Genomic DNA, 19,380 nt, shown 5'->3' with positions numbered 1-19,380 from the left:
CCCCCATGGGGCAGTGCCCCTTGGCCTTGTTGCGAAATCGCACTGCGTGCGCCCCGGCAGGTGGCTTCGCCTCTTGTCCCCGTCCGGGGCTTTGCACCTTGGTTTCGCTGGCGTGTGGTCGGGCGCCCTGCGCCTGGTTGGGGGCGCTTAGGTGGTTTCCTCGTGGAGGTCTTCTACTTCGGTTTCTCTGGCCCAGGCTTGGTAGACGCCTCGGTCGAACGTTTCCAGGCCCAGGCGTTCGGCGACCGCGGCCTGGCCGCCTGCGTGTTCCACGCGTAGCCAGCCCTCGTGTTCGCCTAGGACGACGAACTTTTCGCCGCGCCAGGTGCAGTACGTGCTCACGTACGTGAGGTCGACATCGTCGGCGGGGACGACCTTGACATGGCGGTCCGGGGTCACGGGTGTGAAGTCGTCGGATTGGGTGGTGGAGTAGAGCCGCACCTGGGAGCCGTCGGGGCTGGCTTCGTACTCGGTGCCGTGCCAGGTCGCGTAGAAGCCGTGCCGGATGGTCATCGTCCGTCCTCGTGGGGTACGGGGAGCCAGCGGCGCAGGTCGGCGTCGTAGGCGGCGACCAGGGTCTCGTGGCCGGTGTGGTCGAGCCGGTACATCTCCGCGCCATGCGGGAGGCGCTGGCTGTTGATGGTGAACTCGGGGATGTCCGGGGGACCTCCGGTGACGCGGTGGCGGAACAGCGTCGGCTTGTGCGCCGGCCACCGGATCACGTGGAGCGCCTCGTCGGTTGCCCGCAACGGGGTCTCCTTGTAGAGCGGCCCGAGCTGGTCGACCAGCTTGGCGGGGGTGTCGAGGTCGCGTACGTCCCGCAGGAGGTGGACGTGACCGCACACGAGGTCGTAGCCGCCCTCCAGGTAGTGCACGACATGCTCGTGGGGGAGCACCTTTTGCATGACCGCGTCCCGCAGGATCGCCTCGGCCGGGGGTGGCTCTGGTGCGGGTTCCTCCAGGGCGGGTCGGGTGGGAGGTTGGGTCGGCTTCTCGCAGCGGGGGAGGGAGTCGGCCTCCGCGTACCCGGCGCTGGGCAGGCCGGGGTTGACGGCGAGCCACCATTCGGGGTGTGGCCAGTCGCGGGCGAGTTCCGGCAGGAGCGCCTCGCGGTGGTGTACGGCCTGGCCGCGCAGTGACCGATCCATGGCCTCGGGGGAGGTGAAGGCCAGGACGAACGTCTCGTCGCCGAACCGGGTGGTGGCGTACTGGTTCCCGTTGTCGTAGGTCGGGTCCGCCGGGGCCGGCAGGTAGAGGACGGCGCGTGAGAGTAAGCCCAGGTAGGTGTCCTGGTCGCCGTGCTGGCGGGCGGCGGCCAGGGCGTCCTCCAGGGCGGTGCCGGTGAGGGGGCCGGTGGGCTCCTCGGGCTCCTCCGCCTCTTCGGCGGAACGCGGGATCCCCAGGCCCGTCAGCTCCAGCGCCTCGCCCGTCTCGCCGTTCCCTGCGTCGTACACCAGGTCGAGCGGGGACGGGACGTCATAGGCGTCCCGGAGCGCCGCGACCATGCACAGGGCCAGTGCCGCGCACCGTTCGGCCCGGTCACGGACGGGACGCCCCGGTCGTTCGGTCACGGGGACCCGCTGCCACCAGTTGTCCTTGTCCGGGTCCTTGGGCCGTTCCCAGCCGTTCGCGGCCAGCCGGCGCTCCTGCTGCGGGGTCAACGGCTCGGGGAGGTACGCGCTGCCCACCGCCTCGGCCTCCAGCGCATCGCGGGACCGCATCGCCTGCGCGTACGGCAGCCCGCCGGTGCCCTGGACGATCAGGAACGACCGTTCCGGCAGCCACATCAGCTCGATCGCCAGCCGTTCGGCGAAGTCGTTCCAGTCCAATCGGGTCCCACTCCCGCGTCCGTCGTGCCGTCGCGTACCCGACGGTAGCCCGGACGCCGGTCAGTCCGTACGGGGTGCTGGGACGGCGTCGGCGCGCACCGGCGCCCACGAGCCGGTCATGCCGTCGAACACCGCGGTGGGCACCGCGGTCTCGGCCTCGTCGCCGTCGCCGTCCCAGCGCCACAGGCGCGTGCCGTGCGGCGGATGCATCGGGACCCCGGACGCGACGGCCGGGACGTCCGGGGACGGCACCGGGATCGCGGGCGCGGGCGGCTCGGCGGCCGGGGCGGGGACGGGCGGCGGGACGGCGGGGGGTGGGGGAGCGTTGAGGGAACGCTGGTTGGCGTCCAGGCGGGCGATGGCGGTCGTGTCCAGGTGGACCTCGCTGGGCAGGCCCGGGTTGATCGCCAGTTGCCAGGCCGGGTCGGGCCAGCCGAGCGCCAGTTGCGCGAACGAGGTGCGGCGGTACAGGCCGGGACGGTGGCCCGAGCGGACCAGCGCCTGCGGCGAGGTGAACACCATCACGTACGTGCCGCCGCCGATCACGGTGGTGGGGAACTCGGTGGCCTCGGGGTCCTCCACGGCGGGGCCGGTCGCGGGCAGCACGAGGTCGGCGGTCAGCAGCAGGTCGAAGTAGGTGGTGTGGTCCCCGCGTTCCTTGGCGTCGGCCAGCCGGGGCTCCAGCGAGTCGGGCTCCTCCGGGACGGGCGGCTCGCCGCCGTATCCCGGCGGCACCGGCGCGGCCAGGGCGGGCACGGCCGGTGTGGCGGTTTCCACGGTGGTGTGGCGCCGCTTGGTGATGCGGGACGGGTCGGCCGCCTCGATTCCGAAGTCCAGCAGCTCGATGAGGCCGGTGCCGTGGCGGTGGAACGACTCGTACACCAGGTCGGAGGGGCGCCGCACCCCCTGCACGTCGCGGAGCGCGGTCACCATGACGTCGGCGAGCCTGCCGTGGTCGGCGACCGTCGCGTACGCGGGCAGCTCGGTCCACCAGTTGCGGGGCGCCGGATCGGCCGGCGGGCGCCAGCCCGCGTCGCTCATCACCTCCTCGTCGGCGAGGGTGAGCAGCAGCGGGCCTTCGAGGAAGTTGTTGCTGACCGCCTCGGCGTACAGCCGGTCGGACTCGCGCATGGCCTGGACGTAGTGACGGCTCTCCTCGCGCTCGCGCACGATGAGGATGGTGTCCCGTTCGAGACCGGCCAGCTCGCGTCCAAGACGCCGCGCGAACTCGGACCACTCCACCGACATCACTCCCTATCACCCGGGGTCGGGCCGCGACCCCCGCGCGTCCGGTACCCGAGACCCCGATGATTGTCGCCTGGGTCGCCGCTGGCAAACCGGGAGTTCACCGAGGTCCGCCGCCCGACTCGCCGATGGGCGCGGCGGGCGCGGCGCCGTGGGGTCACTCCGGCGGCTCGGCGTGACGAAGGACACGCAGGGCACGGCGCAGCCCGGCCTCGTCGTCGGCCCAGCGGTCCAGGACGTCGATGAGCCGGTGCAGGATCTCGTGCCGCTCGTACCCGACGTCCAGCAGCGCCTGCGCGGTCTCCCAGAGCTGGGGCGGGTCGCCGTTCCACAGCCGCTCGGCGAGCCGTTCGTGCGCCTCCAGATGCTCCTCGGGCGCGCCGGGATGCTCGAACTCCAGCATGATCCGCCGGTCGGCGGGGTCGGCCGGGTCGAGGCTGGACAGGTCGATCGAGCCGTGCCGTCCCGACCGCGGGTGCCGTCCCGCCAGGCTGTAGCGGCCGGTCAGGTAGGGCAGGGCGAACGCGCGCCGGGGCAGCGCCTCCAGCTCGCCGTCCGGCAGCAGCCGCACGACCAGCTCGCGGTCGAGCCCGAACGCCGACGGGTCGCGGTAGGACTCGGCGAACTTGGCGGTGGCGTCCCAGACGGCGTCCAGAGTGGCGCGCACGCCCTCCTCGGGCAGCCCGGTGCGCTTGCCCGCCCAGCGGACCCAGGCGGCCAGCACGTGCGGGACGGCCTCCTGCTCGGTCGGCGACAGCAGCACCTTGCGGGGCAGCCAGTCCAGCAGGAACATCTCGCACTTGATCGGGCTGACCCGCAGCGGGCGGCCGAAGTCGTGCGCGCAGCCGTAGTCGATGATGCGGTCGACGCAGCGGCTGGCGGCCGACAGGTCGGACAGCCCGCCGGCCTCGTCGGACGCCAGGAACCTGGCGGCGAGCGTGGCCCGCCGGTCGCGTCCCCACACCGACGGCTGGGGCGCGCGGCCGTCCGGCGGCAGCGAGCTCACCCTGGCCCGGACGAACGCGTGGTAGGACGCGAAGCTCTCGTTGACGGGCGGGTCGGGGGTCTCGTCGGTGTGCTCCAGCGCGCGCAGCAGCAGCGCCCGGGTGTCGCGGGGGTCCAGTTCCTCGAACCGCATCAGCGGGTTGGTCCTGCCCTCCCGCCGGCAGTGGTCGAGCAGCTTGTCGACCTGGGAGGAGACCCAGGCGTCCCGGATCATGCCGGGCGCCGGCGGGCTGAGATGCCCCTGCGTGGCGGTCAGGGACTCCAGGGAGTGCGGGGGCGGCGGGCCTCCGGAGGCGTGCAGCGCGGCGCTGTGGACGGTGCCGGACCTGTTGCGGTCGACGAGGATCACCAGGGCGTGCCGGTCGCGGCCGCCGTAGGTGTAGGTGCAGATGATCGAGTCCTGGTCGCCGTAGACGTCGCGGGAGACGTGGCAGGTCTCGGGCACGACCATCCCGACCCGGTCGGCCCAGCCGGGGCGCGCCACGCCGCGTTCCATCAGCGCCAGGGCGGCCCGCTCGGCCTTGGCGGCCTGCCGGGGCGTGCCCAGGTAGGCCATGCCGGTCAGCAGGGCGAGCGCGGCCGGGGTGCCCACGTCGCCCGCGTAGTCGACCAGGGACTCCCCGATGACCTCCTCGACGTCGCCGCCCGGCACCCGGCCGCCCCACCAGGAGCCCAGGATCTCGCTGACGATCAGCTCGGCGTCCAGCGGGCTGCGCACCGCCAGCAGCTCGCGGGCGTGCCGGAGCATGCCGTCGAAAATCGCGAAGACCTCGTCCGACGGCGGCGGCCCGTGCCGCGGCGCATCCCCGGAGGGATGGCGGCGGCTGCGAGGACTCACGCCTCTAGCTTCTCAGATCCGGGGGCCGGGCTCGCCCAGGAACACAGGTCCTCGGCCGAAATGGGACGACTCGGAACCGTTGACCCCCGGACGACCGTACTAGATACGGACATTTCCGGCCGAGGGCCATGAATCGCCATCGCTGTTCCGTCTCACGGACCGGCGGGAGGTCCGCTCAAGGGGCGCGGTCGGGATCCCCGCCGTTCGCCCTCGCCCGCGGGAGGCGCCCGGACGGAGGCTCGGACTTCACCATCCCGACCAGATGCTCCCGGGCCATCCGTTCCACCAGCGCGGGGGTCGCCTCAAGTCCCAGATGGGTCATGCACGCCTGAACGTCCGCGACACAGCGCTCCACGGTGTCGCGGCTGAAGGAGGAGAACTCCAACGCGAGCCGTCCGGACAGCAGCAGACGGGTCTCGCTCCGGTGATCGGCCATGACAGGCATCAGCGCGCCTCCGAGCCCGAGGAGCCGGCGGTACGGGGTGACCGCCGGTCGGGCGCGGCCCGGCGGTCACGCGCACCGCCCAGAACCATGCCGGGAGCCCGCCACGAGCCCGGCGGAGGACGTGCCGCCCAACCTCGCCTCGGGTCCTAGTCTCAGCACATCCACCGCGCCGGTTCAAGACCTATTGGGCCTGGTCTTTAGGGGATTGTCTGGATTTTCCGGGTGCCGTTTCGGGGGCGTTTCCGGTGTGTTTCCGGACGCGATTTCGCCCGCCCGTTCATGCTCGTCGAGCCAGCCCGGATGGTGCCGGGCCGCCCAGGCGCGGTCCACCCGCCCGGTCAGCAGGCCGCCCAGCGCGCCGGGGTCCCTGGCCGCGTACCACAGGTGCCCGAGCGTCACCACGAGGATGATCAGGAACAGCCAGTCGTGCATGAACGTCGCGCCGGTGCGCCAGCGGTCCGGCCACGGGTCGGGGAAGGTCAGGATCGCGCCGGTGCCCAGCATGACCAGGATGGCGCCCATGGTGAACGCCGCGTTCAGCTTCTGGCCCGGGTTGAACTTGCCGATCGGCACGACCCCGCGCGGCAGGCCGTCGCCGTCCTTCGGGTAGGCCACGTCTCGGCGGTCACGGCGCTGCAACCACTCCCAGTCGGCGGGATCGAACCGGTTGAACCGGCTCAGGTCGGCCCGGAACGCTCGTGACAGCAGGCCCAGCAGCACCGGTACGGGCAGCGCGAACCCCGCGTAGACGTGCAGCGGCTTGATCAGGTCGCGGCGCCCCACGGCGGCCGACAGCGCGGGCACGTACAGCAGCGCGGCCGTCACTAGGCACACCAGCATCAGCAGCGCCGTCACATGGTGGATCCAACGCTCCGCCTGCGAGAACCGCTCCAGCATCCCCTCGGTACGGCGATCACGTAGGGGCATCGTCCCGCCCGTTCGACCGGCCCACCCAGGCGTCCACGTCGTAGCCGCGCCGCTCCCAATACCCGGTGATGACCTTGTCGGTCAGTTCGATCCCGCCCAGCCACTTCAGCGACTTGTAGCCGTACATGGGGGCCACGAACAGCCGCACCGGACCACCATGGTCATGCGTGACGGGCCCGCCGAGCATCTCGCTGGCCACCAGCACGTCCCGCCGCCGCGCCTGCTCCAGCGTCAGCGACTCGGTGTAGACCCCGTCGAACGAGGTGAATCGGACGGCCCGCGCCGCCCCGGACACGCCCACCACGTCCAGCAGATCGGGCAGCGCGACCCCGGCCCACATGACCTCGGGCACCCGCCACCCCGTCACGCACTGGAAATCGCGCGTGAGACGCGTCTGCGGCAGCGCGGCGAGATCGGCCATGGTGAACGTCTGCGGCTGCCGCACCAGCCCGCCCACGGTCAGCTTGTAATCGGCCGCCGTACGGCGCGGCACGCCGCCCACCACCGAGTAGTAGCGGAACCCGTCCCCGGCCCCGGGCAGGACGTCCCCGATCTGCCCCACGGGCGCCAGAGCGCTGTTGACCCCGCGCTGTAGGGATGTCCCCACCGCGACACCCGCCGCACCGAGGCCGAGCATGCCGAGCACGACCCGCCGCCCCACCGGAGCGCCCCGTGCCCGCCGCGCATCCTCATTGCTCACATTCCCATTCGAACACCCCCACGGCGCCCCCACCATGCCCTTCGGCCACCCCGTAAGGATTCGGTGAGATCTAAGCTGTCCCCATGCCCATCACGCTCCACCTCGCGCAACGCCCCGAGGCGAACGAACTGCTGGCCCGCAGCCCCCTGGCCGCCCTCATCGGCATGCTGCTCGACCAGCAGGTGCCGATGGAGTGGGCTTTTTCGGGGCCTTACACGATCGCCGAGCGGCTCGGGGTCGAGGACCTGGACGCCGGGGAGATCGCGGCGCAGGACCCCGAGGCGTTCGCGGCGTTGCTGTCGCGGAAGCCGGCGGTGCACCGTTACCCCGGCTCGATGGCCAAGCGGATCCAGGCGCTCTGCCGGTACGTCGTCGAGCACTATGACGGCGATGCCGAGGCGATCTGGCGGGACGTCACCGACGGTAAAGAATTGTTCAAAAGGCTCAACGCCCTGCCCGGCTACGGGAAGCAGAAGGCGCAGATCTTCGTGGCGCTGCTGGGCAAGCGGTACGGGGTGCGTCCCGAGGGCTGGCGCGAGGCGGCGGGGGCGTACGGGGAGGAGGGGTCCCACCGGTCGGTGGCCGACATCACAGGTCCCGATTCGCTCGCCAAGGTGCGCGCCTTCAAGCAGGAAATGAAGGCCAAGTCCAAGGCGTAGGTGTTCGGATCGGGCGAGCGCCTCGGTCGGGCACTGTCCGGAACTCGCCGGGCCTGCCCGCTTCCCGGGCGTGTCGCCGCCGGGCGTCGTAACATCACGTACTCGCCGTGCGCGCGGACGCCACTCCGGAGCCCGGAACGCCCGCCTCGGCGGCGGCCCGGGGCCGGGCCACCGTCATGATCGGGTTCGGATGCCCGCGGGGCTTCCGTCCGCGGCGAACCATCGGGATGATGAGGGGGTCGTTTCCGCCCGGTGCGCGTCAGGAGGCCGAACGGACCGAACGCGCCGGGGCGAAAATGGCTCAGTCCGACTCCGACCGGTGTTGTGATGGAGGTGGGAGCGCTAGCCTGCTCCCATTCACTCATAGTGATGACGACTTGCCACGCGGTACGGGACCCCCTGGGGCGGAGGTGTGACCCATGAGCACCGACACGTCCGTTCCGCATCCCCGGATCACCGGGGTGGAGGGCCAGCCGATGGAAGCGTCCGATGCCGCGCTGTACGCCACCCTGATGAAGCAGGGCCCCTCCGGCCTGGCGTTCTTCGACACCGGGCTGCGCATCCTGCGGGCCAGCGAGGCCCTGCCCGAGCTGCTGGGCGTCCCCGGCGCCGACCTGGTGCGCCGAACGCCCGCCGAGGTGCTGCCCGGTGACCTGGCGGAGGCGGTGGAGACCGCGCTGCGCACCGTGCTCGGCGACGGCCGGGCCATCCCCGAGGCCGACCTCACCGTCCCGCGGCCCCGGCAGGAGACGCCGCAGGTGCCCGTGGTGGAGCCGCCCGTCCCGGTGCCGGGCCCGCCCGCGCCCTCCGTCGCCGCGGGCTCGCGCGTGCTGGCCTGCACCTGGCTGCCCGTGGAGGGCGAGGACGAGGCGCCCGCGGGGGTGGTGCTGACCGCCGTGGACGTGACCGAGCGCCGCCGCGCCGAGGAGGTCATCCGGCGCAAGGAGCAGCGCTACCGGTCGCTGGTGGAGGCCAGCTCCCAGGTCGTCTGGGTGGCCTCGCCGGACGGCGGCGTGATCGACGACGCGCCGGAATGGCGGTCGATCACCGGCCAGACCCCCGACGACTACGCGGTCGGCGGCTGGCTGTCGGTCGTGCACCCCGAGGACAGGCCCAGGATCGAGGCGACCTGGCGCGAGTGCGTCAACGACAACCGGGTGTTCGAGACCAACTACCGGATCCGCACCAAGACCGGCGCGTACCGGCATTTCGACGTGCGCGCCGTGCCGATCTGGCGCGGCGACACCGTGATCGAGTGGGTCGGCGCCAACACCGACGTCACCGGCCAGCGCGAGGCCGAGGAGATGCGCGGCCGGCTGACCGAGCAGCTGTCGGCCGCCGCGCTGCGCACCGCCCGGCTCCAGCAGGCCACCTCGATGCTGGCCGAGGCGCTGACGGTCAGCCAGGTGGTCCAGGTGATCACCGAGGTGGGCCGGTCGGCGATCGGCGCCGACTACTCGGCGGTGGCGCTGCTGGACGACGACAAGCTGCGGCTGAGCATCGTCACCCCGTCCCAGCCGGGCGAGGGCTCCGGCGAGCCCCGTCCCGCCTCGTCCCGGGAGGACATCAAGGTCAGCGACCAGACCGTGATGTCGGTGGCGGTCAGGGAGAGCCGGCCGTTCCTGGCCGAGCACCCCAACAGCCTGCGGCTCCAGCTCGGCCGGGACGAGGCGGGGCTGTTCCACCAGCACACCGAGGAGCGCGCCTGGGTCGGCCTGCCGCTGCTGGCGGCGGGCGCCCCGATCGGCGCCCTGCGGTTCTCCTTCACCCGGCCCCGGGAGATCACCGAGGAGGAGCGGGTCTTCCTGGAGGCCCTGGCCGGCCAGTGCGCGCTGGCCGTCGAGCGGGCCCTGCTGTTCGAGCGCGAGCACCGCACCGCCGAGGAGCTCCAGCGCAGCCTGCTGCCCAGCGACCTCCCGCAACTGCCCGGCATGGTGCTGGCCGCCCGCTACAACCCCGCCACCCGGCACGTGCAGGTCGGCGGGGACTGGTACGACGTGTTCCGGCTGCCCGACGACCGGCTCGCCGTGGCGGTCGGCGACGTCATGGGCAAGGGCGTGCTGGCCGCGGCCGGAATGGGACGCGTCCGCAACGCCCTGCGGGCGCTGGCACTCAACGACCCCCGGCCCGCCGCCGTGCTGGCCGGGCTCGACCGGCTCTTCTCCGCCACCGAGGACGAGGAGCAGTTCACCACGGTCGCCTACGCGGTGATCGACCCCGAGACCGGGGAGGGCGACTTCAGCAACGCCGGCCACCCGCCGCCCCTGCTGATCTCGGCCGACGAGCCCGCGCGGGTCAGCGGGCTGGAGCCGGGCACCCCGCTCGGCTGGCCGTCCCAGCGGCAGCAGACAAGATTTTCCATCCAGACCGGCAACACTGTGGTGTTCTATTCCGATGGACTTGTGGAGAACCGTAGGCGTGGGGTGGACGCGGGCCTGGAGGAACTGGTCGCCGTCGCGGCCGATGCCCCACCTGAAGTGGTAGGAGATCCGGAGAGACTCGTCGACTTCCTGGTCGATCGGATGCTTGCCGGCTACGAGCAAGTGGACGATGTGACCGTACTCGCCCTGCACGTCCCCCCGGAGCCCGGCTGACCGGCCGGACTCCGGATCGCGCGACAGCGGCCGGATCAGGTCCCGTCGGGAACCATGAGACGGCCTCGTTCGTACGAAGGACCGCCCAGCGCCCCCTAAGGTGGTGTGTTACCGGGTAGGACATCGATGCGGAATGCGCGCCGTGCCAGAATGCTTGACCCTAGTAAGTGGTGTACGTTGCGGTCCCGCATGGGGTGGCCTGCCCAGTGTGTGGTCCCACCCAGTGTGAGGCCGAGCCCGTCAGGGCACTTGGGGTCAACCAAGCCACACGTTCGTTCGAGAGGTATTTGTGTCGCCTGCTAGCTCGACCTCGAAAGCGTCAGATCTGCACGAGCATGTCATCGCGCAACTGATCGAGCGTGGACGGTCCCAGGACAATCGCCTTGAAATCGAGGACGTACGACGTACGTTCGAGGAGGCCGACATCCCCGTGTCTGCGGCCTCAAGCATCTTGCGGAGCCTCAGCAAGGAGGGTGTGACCGTCATGGTGAGCGCTGCCGACTCAGCGGCGCCCAAGCGTTCGCGCAAGCGGGCGCCGGCGGCGCGCAGGCCCAGGACGGCCGCAGCCGCGAAGGAGCAGCCCGACACGGTGACCGCCGTCGTTGAGGACGGTTCCGGCGACGCCGAGCAGGTGTCCGACCCGGTTCCCGCGCCGTCCAGGAAGGCCGCCCGGAGGGTTCCCCGCAAGGGCAAGAAGGCCGCGGCCAAGAAGGCCGCCGCCGCGGCCCAGGCGTCCGGCGCCAAGGGCGGCGGGTCCGCCGCGGCCGCCGGGCCGGTCAAGTCCGCCCCGGCCGCCAAGCGGGTCGCCGACGAGCCCGACCTCGACGACGAGGTGGACGTCACCGAGCTCGACGACGATCTCGACGATCTCGAGGGCGACGACCTCGAGGTGGTCGAGGACGCCGTCGTGGAGGTCGAGGTGGAGGAGCCCGCGGAGATCGAGGAGGAGCCCGCCGCCGCGGTCGCCCCGGCCGCCGCGGGCAAGGCCGGCGACAAGGGCGCCTCCGAGGAGGAGGCGTTCACCCTCGGCGACGACGACGAGGACGCCCCGGCCCAGCAGATCGCCGCGGCCGGCGCCACCGCCGACCCGGTCAAGGACTACCTCAAGCAGATCGGCAAGGTCCCCCTGCTGAACGCCGAGCAGGAGGTCGAGCTGGCCAAGCGGATCGAGGCGGGCCTGTTCGCCGAGGAGCGGCTGGCCGCCGAGGCGCACACGATGTCGCAGGAGGACCGCGACGACTTCGAGTGGATCGCCGAGGACGGCCGCCGGGCCAAGAACCACCTGCTGGAGGCCAACCTGCGGCTGGTGGTCTCGCTGGCCAAGCGCTACACCGGCCGCGGCATGCTGTTCCTGGACCTGATCCAGGAGGGCAACCTGGGCCTGATCCGCGCGGTCGAGAAGTTCGACTACACCAAGGGCTACAAGTTCTCCACCTACGCCACCTGGTGGATCCGGCAGGCGATCACCCGCGCGATGGCCGACCAGGCCCGCACCATCCGCATCCCGGTGCACATGGTCGAGGTCATCAACAAGCTGGCCCGCGTCCAGCGCCAGATGCTCCAGGACCTGGGCCGCGAGCCCACCCCCGAGGAGCTGGCCAAGGAACTCGACATGACCCCGGAGAAGGTCGTCGAGGTGCAGAAGTACGGCCGCGAGCCGATCTCCCTGCACACCCCGCTGGGCGAGGACGGCGACAGCGAGTTCGGCGACCTGATCGAGGACTCCGAGGCGATCGTCCCGGCGGACGCGGTCAGCTTCACGCTGTTGCAGGAGCAGTTGCACTCGGTGCTGGACACGCTCAGCGAGCGTGAGGCCGGGGTGGTGTCGATGCGGTTCGGCCTCACCGACGGCCAGCCCAAGACGCTGGACGAGATCGGCAAGGTGTACGGGGTGACCCGGGAGCGGATCCGGCAGATCGAGTCCAAGACCATGTCCAAGCTGCGTCACCCGTCCCGGTCCCAGGTGCTGCGCGACTACCTGGACTGACCGGACCCGGGCGGCCACCGGGCCGCCGTAGCGCGCTCACAGGGCCATTCCGCCGTTCGCGGTGGGGTGGTCCTGTCGGCGTTCCGACTTCGGGCGGTACGCGATTGACCGCTTGTGGTCGGCAGGGTGCCTGGACCTGCGGGACGTGAGCCGCGGTCTTCCCATGGCGTTGTTTCGGAAATGTTCCCTCGGGGGCGGTCGCTGGGGCTGTGGCACGGTCCCAGCGGGATGACGGACACAGAACGTCCAGGTCAATGATGCCTTTTGGTATGTAACACACCTTTTACACCGAGGTAGCGCCATTCGTGTCGCCCGTTCCTACGCTTCCCCACCATGGGACTGATGGAGCTTGACCGGGCACATGGAGGTGCGGTGGGGCAGAACAGGCTCGGCCGTGCCCCCACGGCGCTCCGCGTCCGCACGGCACAGGTCGTCGGCGGGCGCCCCTGGATGGATCCCGTGCTCGATCAGGCCGTCGACGCCGTCCAGGACCGGTTCATGCGGGTCGGGGCGCGGGTGCTCGCCGAGGCGCGCGCCGATCCGGAGGTGCGTTCGCAACGGGTGGAGGCGCTGGCCAAGGCGGCGGTCGGCTCGTCCAAGTACATCGAGGCGTTGCTCGCCGAGTCCCCTGGAAACCCCGATCTGTGGCTGTGGCTGGGCCGTACGCAGGTGGAGGAGGCGTGGGGGATGCGCCCCGACGCGCGGGCCCGTTCCGTGCAGGCGTCCGCCTACACCGCCTACAGCAAGAAGATGAAGGCGGCGCGCGGCCCCCTGATGCGTGCCGCGGAGATGTGGCCGGACGACCCCGTCCCTTGGGAGTCCATGCTGTGGCTGGCCCTCGGCCTGGATGTGGATCGCGAGGAGAAGGACGAGCTGTGGGAGCAGGCTTACCGGCGCCACCCCACCCTGTACGGGTCGCATGTGGCGCGCGTGGTGAGCCTGTCGCCGCAGTGGGGCGGCGTGCCCGAGGAGATGTTCGACTTCGCCCGCGTGGCCGCTGGCACGGCCGGCCAGGAGGACCCCCGGGCCGCGCTACTCCCGCTCGCCTACTTCGAATACTTCGTCCAGGAACGGCAGGGCATCATCCGGGGCGCGTCATCGTGGTTCACGACGGAGGAGTGCCGGGACGTGGAGGCCGCCGCCCGCGGCTGGTTCGAGGGGCACGGGCATACGCACCCCCGCACCATCGAGGCCCACAACATCTTCGGTGCGGCCTTCCACCTGGCAGACGCCCGCCGTCCGGCCCGCCAGCACCTGCTCCGCACCATGGGCAGGCCCAGCAGTCTCCCCTGGAGCTATCTAGGCGGCAACGAGGTCTCGCAGTACATCAAGGCATGCCGCCACCTGAACATCACCACGGTGTGACCCCCTGATCCCGCACTCGTCAGGCGTGCAGGATCACGTCCAGGCGGCCGTCGTTCAGCTCGGCCGTGTGGCCGAGCCCGGCCACGGCCTTGAGCAGTTCCTCGGGCGTGGCGGCCTCGACGCCCGCCTCCAGCAGGTCGCGCGCCACCTTGCCCCGCGTCGCCTTCGCCATGTGGCTCACCACGGAACGCTTCGGTACGCCGCCCAGGATCCGTTCACGGAACACCCGCACGGGGACGGACGGAGCGGGAGCGCGCCACGCCGACGCGTACGGCCCGGACCGCAGATCCACGATCAGCCGGCCCTCGGCGAAGCCCAGGGCCTCCCGCAGGGCCGGGCGCCACAGAGCGGCCAGCTTGCCCTCAGGGGGCAGCGTCACGTCCATGGCCAGCCGGTACGGCGGGACCCTGTCGTTGAGACGCAGCGCGCCCCAGAGCCCCGAGAACACGATGATCTGGTCGTTCGCCCTCTCGGCCGCCTCGGGGGACAGCTCGCCCAGGGCCAGGTTCTCGTACAGGACGCCCGTGTAGAGGCGCGACACCGGCAGCGTGGGCGCCTGGCGCAGGATCCGGTTGCGGGCGAGCGCGTCGTCGGCCTGCCCGCCCGGAAGACCGAGCACGTCGCGCGCGTCGTCCCGCAGGCACGCCTCGCTGAGGGCGTCCATGACCCGTTCCCGTACGGGATTGAGCCGGGGGAACGACAGCCCGGCCAGATCCAGCGGGGGACCGTCACCGCCCGGCGCCTTGCGTTCCGATGGCGGCAGCAGGATCAGCACGGCCGTTCCGCCTCCAACCCATTCCCAGAGTGACCAGATAATAGCTCTGTGTAGTCAAATCCGCCGGGCCCGCCGGAAGGGTGAAGTAGGGTCTTCGGACGCGCGGATTCCCGGAATGTAACGAACGGCGGCCACCGTTACCGGTGACCGCCGTTCCCGTGTTCGTTTATGTCAAGGCTTAGCGCTCGTCGTCGGGCGCGGTGGCCGGGGTTTCGTTGAGCCGGTCGGTCTCGTCCTGAATGTCGGCCCCACTGGAGCGGAGCGCCTCTGCGTACTTGCGGCCGTGGTGGGCGCAGAACAGAAGGTCGCCGCCGCCTACAAGGATCGCACGGACGTAGGCCTGAGCACCGCAGCGGTCGCAGCGGTCTGCGACGGACAGCGGCTTGGTCGGGGCAAGGGCTCCAGTCACGGCACCTTCCTCATGCTCGGGGTCGGTACTTAGGACAACATCTAACCCGACGCTGACGTTCCCAACCTGTTTCTTCGTACGCCCACAGCGGAATGGCTCAATTCGTGACCGACATCACAGCCCCCGCTCAGGCGTCATCCCATCTGAACAGGCGAAGCGCGATGAATGTTCCGGCCAGCGCTATGGCCAGGAGCACACCGATCTCGGGAAGGGCCGACGCCGGGCCCTGGCCGCGGGCCATCACGTCCAGCATGCCCTCGTTCAGATAGCGCAGCGGGAACACGTGCGACACCGTCCGCATCCAGGTGGGGGCGACGTCCAGCGGGAAGAACGAGCCGCCCAGGAACGCCATCGGCAGCACCACCAGCTGGCCCACCGTCTGCGCCGCCTCCTGCGTCTTGGCCCACGCCCCGATGACCGTCCCGATGGCCAGGAACGCCAGGACGCCCGCCACCACCATCGGGACGCACATCCACCAGGCGCCCTTCAACTGGAGGTTGAAGAACGGCAACCGCGCCACCAGCAGGAACAGCGCAAGTTGCACCAGCGCGATCCCCACGCTCACCGTCACCCGGGCCCCGAACACCGCCGACACCGGCGCCGGCGACAACCGCAGCCGCCGCAGGATGCCCTTCGTCCGCCACGTCACCAGCGTCTGCGAGGCACCGAACACGCCCGCCGAGGCCAGCGCCCAGCCCAGCAGGCCGGGCGTGAAGAACTGGATCGCCGTGAGCGAGTCGTCCTCCACCTGCGCCGCCGTGAGCCGGTACGCGGCGGGCCGCCCGCTCGCGGCGATGTTCGCCTCCTGGACGATCGCGTTCATCAGCCCGCGGACCGTCCCCGACTTCACCGAGTCCGCCGCCGAGTAGTGCACGACGAGCTCACCCCCGCGCTGCTCCACCACCGCGTCGGCGTCGCCCTTCGCGACCTCGTCGAGCGCCCCGGCCCGGTCGGAGCTCCTGGTCACCTCCATGACCCGGGCCAGCTCCCCGCCGCCGCCCGCGACGGCGCCGTCCAGGATCGCCGCCGGGCCGACCTGGATCACCTTGACCTTCGAGGTGCCCTGGTCGGCGAACAGCCCGGCGAACAGCACCAGGAACATCAGCGGGAACAGGATCGTGAAGAACAGCGCGCCGCGGTCCCGCGCGAAGCCCAGCGCCATCGCCCGGCACAGGCTGCGGAAGCTGTGCAGGCCCGTCATGCCCGATACTCCCGTCCGGTCAGCTCCAGGAAGACGTCCTCCAGGGTGGCGCCGCGGATCCGCACCCCGTCCAGCGCGTCCCGGGCCGCCATCGCCGCCACCACCTCCGACGGGGCGCGGGTCGAGATCACCAGCGACACGCCGTCGTCGGCGACCTCGTCCGCGCCGGGCAGCGCGCGGGCGTCCTCGACCGTCAGCAGGCCGCTGGCGACGCCGATCCTGGTCGGCGCGTCCAGATCGCGGACCAGCGCGGCGGGCGGCCCCAGCCGCAGGATCCGGCCCGCGTCCATGATCGCCACCCGGTCGCAGAGCAGCTCGGCCTCGTCCATGTAGTGCGTGGTCAGCACGATCGTGCGGCCCTCGGTGTTGATCGCGCGCAGCACGTCCCACAGGTTGCGGCGCGCCTGCGGGTCCAGCGCCGCGGTCGGCTCGTCCAGGAACACCAGCTCCGGGTCGTGGACGAGCGCGCACGCGATCGACAGGCGCTGCGCCTGCCCGCCCGACAGCTTCTCCACCCGCACGTCGGCCTTGTCGTTCAGCCCGACCGTCTCCAGCATCGCGTCCGCCTTCGCCGGCGGCACGCCGTACAGGGAACCGAACGTGCGCAACTGCTCCCGCGCGGTCAGGCGCTCGAAGAAGGACGATGACTGCAACTGGACGCCGATCCGCGGCAGCAGCTTCGGGTTGCGCGGCCACGGCGCCTGGCCCAGCACCGACACCGAGCCCCCATCGGCCTCCCGCAACCCCTCGATGATCTCCAGAAGGGTCGTCTTCCCCGCGCCGTTCGGCCCGAGTATGCCGAAGAACTCGCCTTCGGCGACCTCGAACGAGACCCCGTCCACGGCACGGACCTCGCCGTACCGTTTGCGGAGACCGTCCGAAATGATCGTATGTGCCATGCAGAGGACCGTAGAGCCCCCGCCACCGGACCGGCACCTCCTGAAGTCGGATTCGCGGGGACCGACACGCCGAAACGAATGGCGCGTCCAGTCCGGCGATGTCGATAGTATGTTCGACAATGGTCGCTGACGTGCCGGAGGAGGTGCCGGGTGAACGAGCCGCGTGAAGCCCGTGCCACCCTCCCTGGTCGTAGGCTGGGGCATGGCAGCGGGCGGCGGGCGCGACCCCTCCCCGAACGAGACGGCGCCCCGATGGAAACGCCCAGGGCCGCTGAAGCTGGTGACGCTTTCAGTGACGGTACCCTGCTGCCGAATGTCGGAATTTCCCGAGGAGCACACGCACGTTGACCGCCGCGACAGCTGAAGTGAGCACCGACGACGACACGCACGGCTACTCCGCCCGGCACCTCTCGGTGCTGGAGGGCCTGGAGGCCGTGCGCAAGCGACCCGGCATGTACATCGGGTCCACCGACAGCCGTGGGCTCGCCCACTGCCTCTGGGAGATCGTGGACAACTGCGTCGATGAGGCGCTCGCGGGATACTGCACCCACATCTCCGTCGTGCTGCGCGCCGACGGGTCCTTCGAGGTCGGCGACAACGGCCGCGGCATCCCCGTCGACATCGAGCCCAAGACCAAGCTGTCCGGCGTCGAACTGGTGATGACCCGGCTGCACGCCGGCGGCAAGTTCGGCGGCGTCTCCTACACCGCCTCCGGCGGCCTGCACGGCGTCGGCGCCTCCGTCGTCAACGCCCTGTCCGCCCGGCTCGACGTCGAGGTCGACCGCGACGGCCACACCCACGCCATCAGCTTCCGCCGCGGCCTGCCCGGCGAGTTCGCCGACGAACGCCCGACCTCCCGGTTCAAGCGGCGCTCCGGAGTGCACAAGATCCGCAAGGTGGCCCGCAGGACCACCGGCACCCGGGTCAGGTTCTGGCCCGACACCCAGATCTTCCTCAAGGGCGCCACCGTCGACCAGTCCCTGGTCATGGACCGGATGCGGCAGACCGCCTTCCTCATCCCCGGGCTCACCATCGACGTCCGCGACGAGCGCGGCGACGAGGTCGTCGAGGAGACCTTCCGGTTCGACGGCGGCATCAGCGAGTTCTGCTCCTACCTCGCCAAGGACGCCCCGATCATCGACGTCCTGCGGCTCCAGGGACGCGGTCACTTCACCGAGACCGTCCCCGTCCTCGACGACCAGGGGCACCTCGTCCCCACCGACGTCGAACGGGACCTGGAGGTCGACGTCGCGCTGCGCTGGGGCACCGGCTACGACACCATCACCAAGTCGTTCGTCAACGTCATCGCCACCCCCAAGGGCGGCACCCACGTCCGGGGGTTCGACCGCGCGCTCGTCCGCGTCATCAACGACCAGCTGCGCGCCACCCGGCTGCTCAAGAACGGCGACGAGGACGTCATCAAGGACGACGTGCTGGAGGGCCTGACCGCGGTCGTCACCGTCCGGCTCCCCGAACCCCAGTTCGAGGGCCAGACCAAGGAGGTCCTCGGCACCTCGGCCGCCACCCGGATCGTGTCCCAGGTCGTCAGCCGCGAGCTCAAGGCCCTGTTCGACAACCCCCCGCGCGGCCAGAAGCAGCAGCTGCGCACCGTCCTGGAAAAGGTCGTCGGCGCCGCCAAGACCCGCATCGCCGCCCGCACCCAGCGCGACAACCAGCGCCGCAAGAACGCCCTGGAGAACTCGGCGCTCCCCGCCAAGCTGGTCGACTGCCGCACCGCCGACGACCGCAGCGAACTGTTCATCGTCGAGGGCGACTCCGCCCTCGGCACCGCCAAGCTCGCCCGCGACTCCGAGTTCCAGGCGCTGCTGCCCATCCGCGGCAAGATCCTGAACGTGCAGAAGGCGTCCGTCGCCGACATGCTCAAGAACGCCGAATGCGCCGCGATCATCCAGGTGATCGGAGCCGGCTCCGGCCGCACCTTCGACCTGGACGCCGCCCGCTACGGCCGCATCATCCTCATGGCCGACGCCGACGTGGACGGCTCCCACATCCGCACCCTGCTGCTGACGCTCATGTACCGCTACATGCGCCCCATGCTCGAAGCCGGCCGGGTCTTCGCCGCCGTCCCGCCCCTGCACCGCATCGAGATCATCAAGCCCAAGAAGGGCCAGGACAAGTACGTCTACTGCTACAGCGACGCCGAGCTGCGCAAGAAACTCGTAGAACTCGAACGCCGCGGCATCCGCTGGAAGGAACCCGTCCAGCGCTACAAGGGCCTGGGCGAAATGGACGCCGACCAGCTCGCCGAAACCACCATGGACCCACGCCACCGCATCCTCCGCCGCATCCGCATCGAAGACGCCGAGGAAGCGGAGAAGATCTTCGACCTGCTGATGGGCAGCGAGGTCGCCCCCCGCAGAGAATTCATCACCGCAGGCGCCACAGAACTGGACATGGAACGCATAGATACGTGACATATGTGGGGGGGGCGACCCCCCACGCGTGTCATTGTGGGGGGACGACCCCCCACACCCCCCCCGG

16 protein-coding genes are annotated in these 19,380 nt (G+C 71.1%); 5 read left to right on the top strand and 11 right to left on the bottom strand.

Features of this window, described 5'->3' with window-relative positions:
• Nucleotides 1–147: 147 nt before the first annotated feature.
• The 7 genes from ACGWYJ_RS36875 to ACGWYJ_RS36845 all read right to left on the bottom strand — a co-directional run bounded on the left by ACGWYJ_RS36875 (nt 148) and on the right by ACGWYJ_RS36845 (nt 6,989).
• A complete protein-coding gene (locus tag ACGWYJ_RS36875; RefSeq protein ID WP_395111208.1) occupies nt 148–513 on the bottom strand; it encodes a hypothetical protein in 366 nt (121 codons plus the stop codon).
• Entirely contained in the window at nt 510–1,829 is a 1,320-nt protein-coding gene (locus ACGWYJ_RS36870; protein ID WP_395111207.1) for an SseB family protein, read from the bottom strand. The genes ACGWYJ_RS36875 and ACGWYJ_RS36870 overlap by 4 nt, the downstream gene beginning before the upstream one ends.
• A gap of 60 nt (nt 1,830–1,889) precedes the next feature.
• The gene (locus ACGWYJ_RS36865; RefSeq protein WP_395111206.1) at nt 1,890–3,077 is read right to left on the bottom strand and encodes an SseB family protein; all 1,188 of its coding nucleotides are present in this window, start codon (nt 3,075–3,077) and stop codon (nt 1,890–1,892) included.
• Nucleotides 3,078–3,231: 154 nt separating this feature from the next.
• Nucleotides 3,232–4,827, bottom strand: a complete 1,596-nt coding sequence (locus ACGWYJ_RS36860) for a hypothetical protein (protein WP_395111209.1) — start codon at nt 4,825–4,827, stop codon at nt 3,232–3,234.
• A 265-nt stretch (nt 4,828–5,092) separates the two neighbouring features.
• Complete coding sequence (locus ACGWYJ_RS36855) at nt 5,093–5,353, bottom strand: hypothetical protein (RefSeq protein WP_395111205.1); 261 nt, start codon at nt 5,351–5,353, stop codon at nt 5,093–5,095.
• A 183-nt stretch (nt 5,354–5,536) separates the two neighbouring features.
• Complete coding sequence (locus tag ACGWYJ_RS36850) at nt 5,537–6,289, bottom strand: cytochrome b/b6 domain-containing protein (protein ID WP_395111204.1); 753 nt, start codon at nt 6,287–6,289, stop codon at nt 5,537–5,539.
• Nucleotides 6,276–6,989, bottom strand: coding sequence for a molybdopterin-dependent oxidoreductase (locus ACGWYJ_RS36845; protein WP_395111203.1), 714 nt, complete (start codon nt 6,987–6,989; stop codon nt 6,276–6,278). Before ACGWYJ_RS36845 ends, ACGWYJ_RS36850 begins: the two co-directional genes overlap by 14 nt.
• Before the next feature lie 83 nt (nt 6,990–7,072).
• On the opposite strand from ACGWYJ_RS36845, the gene ACGWYJ_RS36840 reads away from it, so the two are divergent.
• From ACGWYJ_RS36840 to ACGWYJ_RS36825, 4 genes are all read left to right on the top strand, one after another.
• The gene (locus ACGWYJ_RS36840) at nt 7,073–7,648 is read left to right on the top strand and encodes an HhH-GPD-type base excision DNA repair protein (RefSeq protein ID WP_395111202.1); all 576 of its coding nucleotides are present in this window, start codon (nt 7,073–7,075) and stop codon (nt 7,646–7,648) included.
• Nucleotides 7,649–8,067: 419 nt separating this feature from the next.
• Nucleotides 8,068–10,242, top strand: coding sequence for a SpoIIE family protein phosphatase (locus ACGWYJ_RS36835; protein ID WP_395111201.1), 2,175 nt, complete (start codon nt 8,068–8,070; stop codon nt 10,240–10,242).
• A gap of 289 nt (nt 10,243–10,531) precedes the next feature.
• Nucleotides 10,532–12,229: an RNA polymerase sigma factor gene (locus ACGWYJ_RS36830; RefSeq protein WP_395111200.1), complete on the top strand. Its 1,698-nt coding sequence runs from the start codon at nt 10,532–10,534 to the stop codon at nt 12,227–12,229.
• A gap of 372 nt (nt 12,230–12,601) precedes the next feature.
• Entirely contained in the window at nt 12,602–13,594 is a 993-nt protein-coding gene (locus tag ACGWYJ_RS36825; RefSeq protein ID WP_395111199.1) for a hypothetical protein, read from the top strand.
• Between the two features lie 19 nt (nt 13,595–13,613).
• Here ACGWYJ_RS36825 and ACGWYJ_RS36820 read toward each other — a convergent pair whose 3' ends face one another.
• The 4 genes from ACGWYJ_RS36820 to ACGWYJ_RS36805 form a co-directional block, all read right to left on the bottom strand.
• Nucleotides 13,614–14,369 (bottom strand): YaaA family protein, encoded by a 756-nt coding sequence (locus tag ACGWYJ_RS36820; protein ID WP_395111198.1) that lies wholly within the window; start codon nt 14,367–14,369, stop codon nt 13,614–13,616.
• A 178-nt stretch (nt 14,370–14,547) separates the two neighbouring features.
• Nucleotides 14,548–14,778: a hypothetical protein gene (locus ACGWYJ_RS36815; protein WP_395111197.1), complete on the bottom strand. Its 231-nt coding sequence runs from the start codon at nt 14,776–14,778 to the stop codon at nt 14,548–14,550.
• A 127-nt stretch (nt 14,779–14,905) separates the two neighbouring features.
• Nucleotides 14,906–15,979, bottom strand: coding sequence for an ABC transporter permease (locus tag ACGWYJ_RS36810; RefSeq protein ID WP_395111196.1), 1,074 nt, complete (start codon nt 15,977–15,979; stop codon nt 14,906–14,908).
• Nucleotides 15,976–16,878, bottom strand: a complete 903-nt coding sequence (locus tag ACGWYJ_RS36805) for an ABC transporter ATP-binding protein (RefSeq protein WP_395111195.1) — start codon at nt 16,876–16,878, stop codon at nt 15,976–15,978. Before ACGWYJ_RS36805 ends, ACGWYJ_RS36810 begins: the two co-directional genes overlap by 4 nt.
• A 344-nt stretch (nt 16,879–17,222) precedes the next feature.
• Here ACGWYJ_RS36805 and ACGWYJ_RS36800 point away from each other — a divergent pair, with 344 nt between their 5' ends.
• Complete coding sequence (locus ACGWYJ_RS36800; RefSeq protein ID WP_395111194.1) at nt 17,223–19,313, top strand: type IIA DNA topoisomerase subunit B; 2,091 nt, start codon at nt 17,223–17,225, stop codon at nt 19,311–19,313.
• The last annotated feature ends 67 nt before the right edge of the window (nt 19,314–19,380 follow it).

Origin of the sequence: Actinomadura sp. SCN-SB, from assembly GCF_043906805.1 — a bacterium.
Lineage (GTDB): Bacteria > Actinomycetota > Actinomycetes > Streptosporangiales > Streptosporangiaceae > Spirillospora.
Note: the sequence above shows the minus strand (reverse complement) of the source record. Positions and strands in the feature narration are given on the sequence as shown.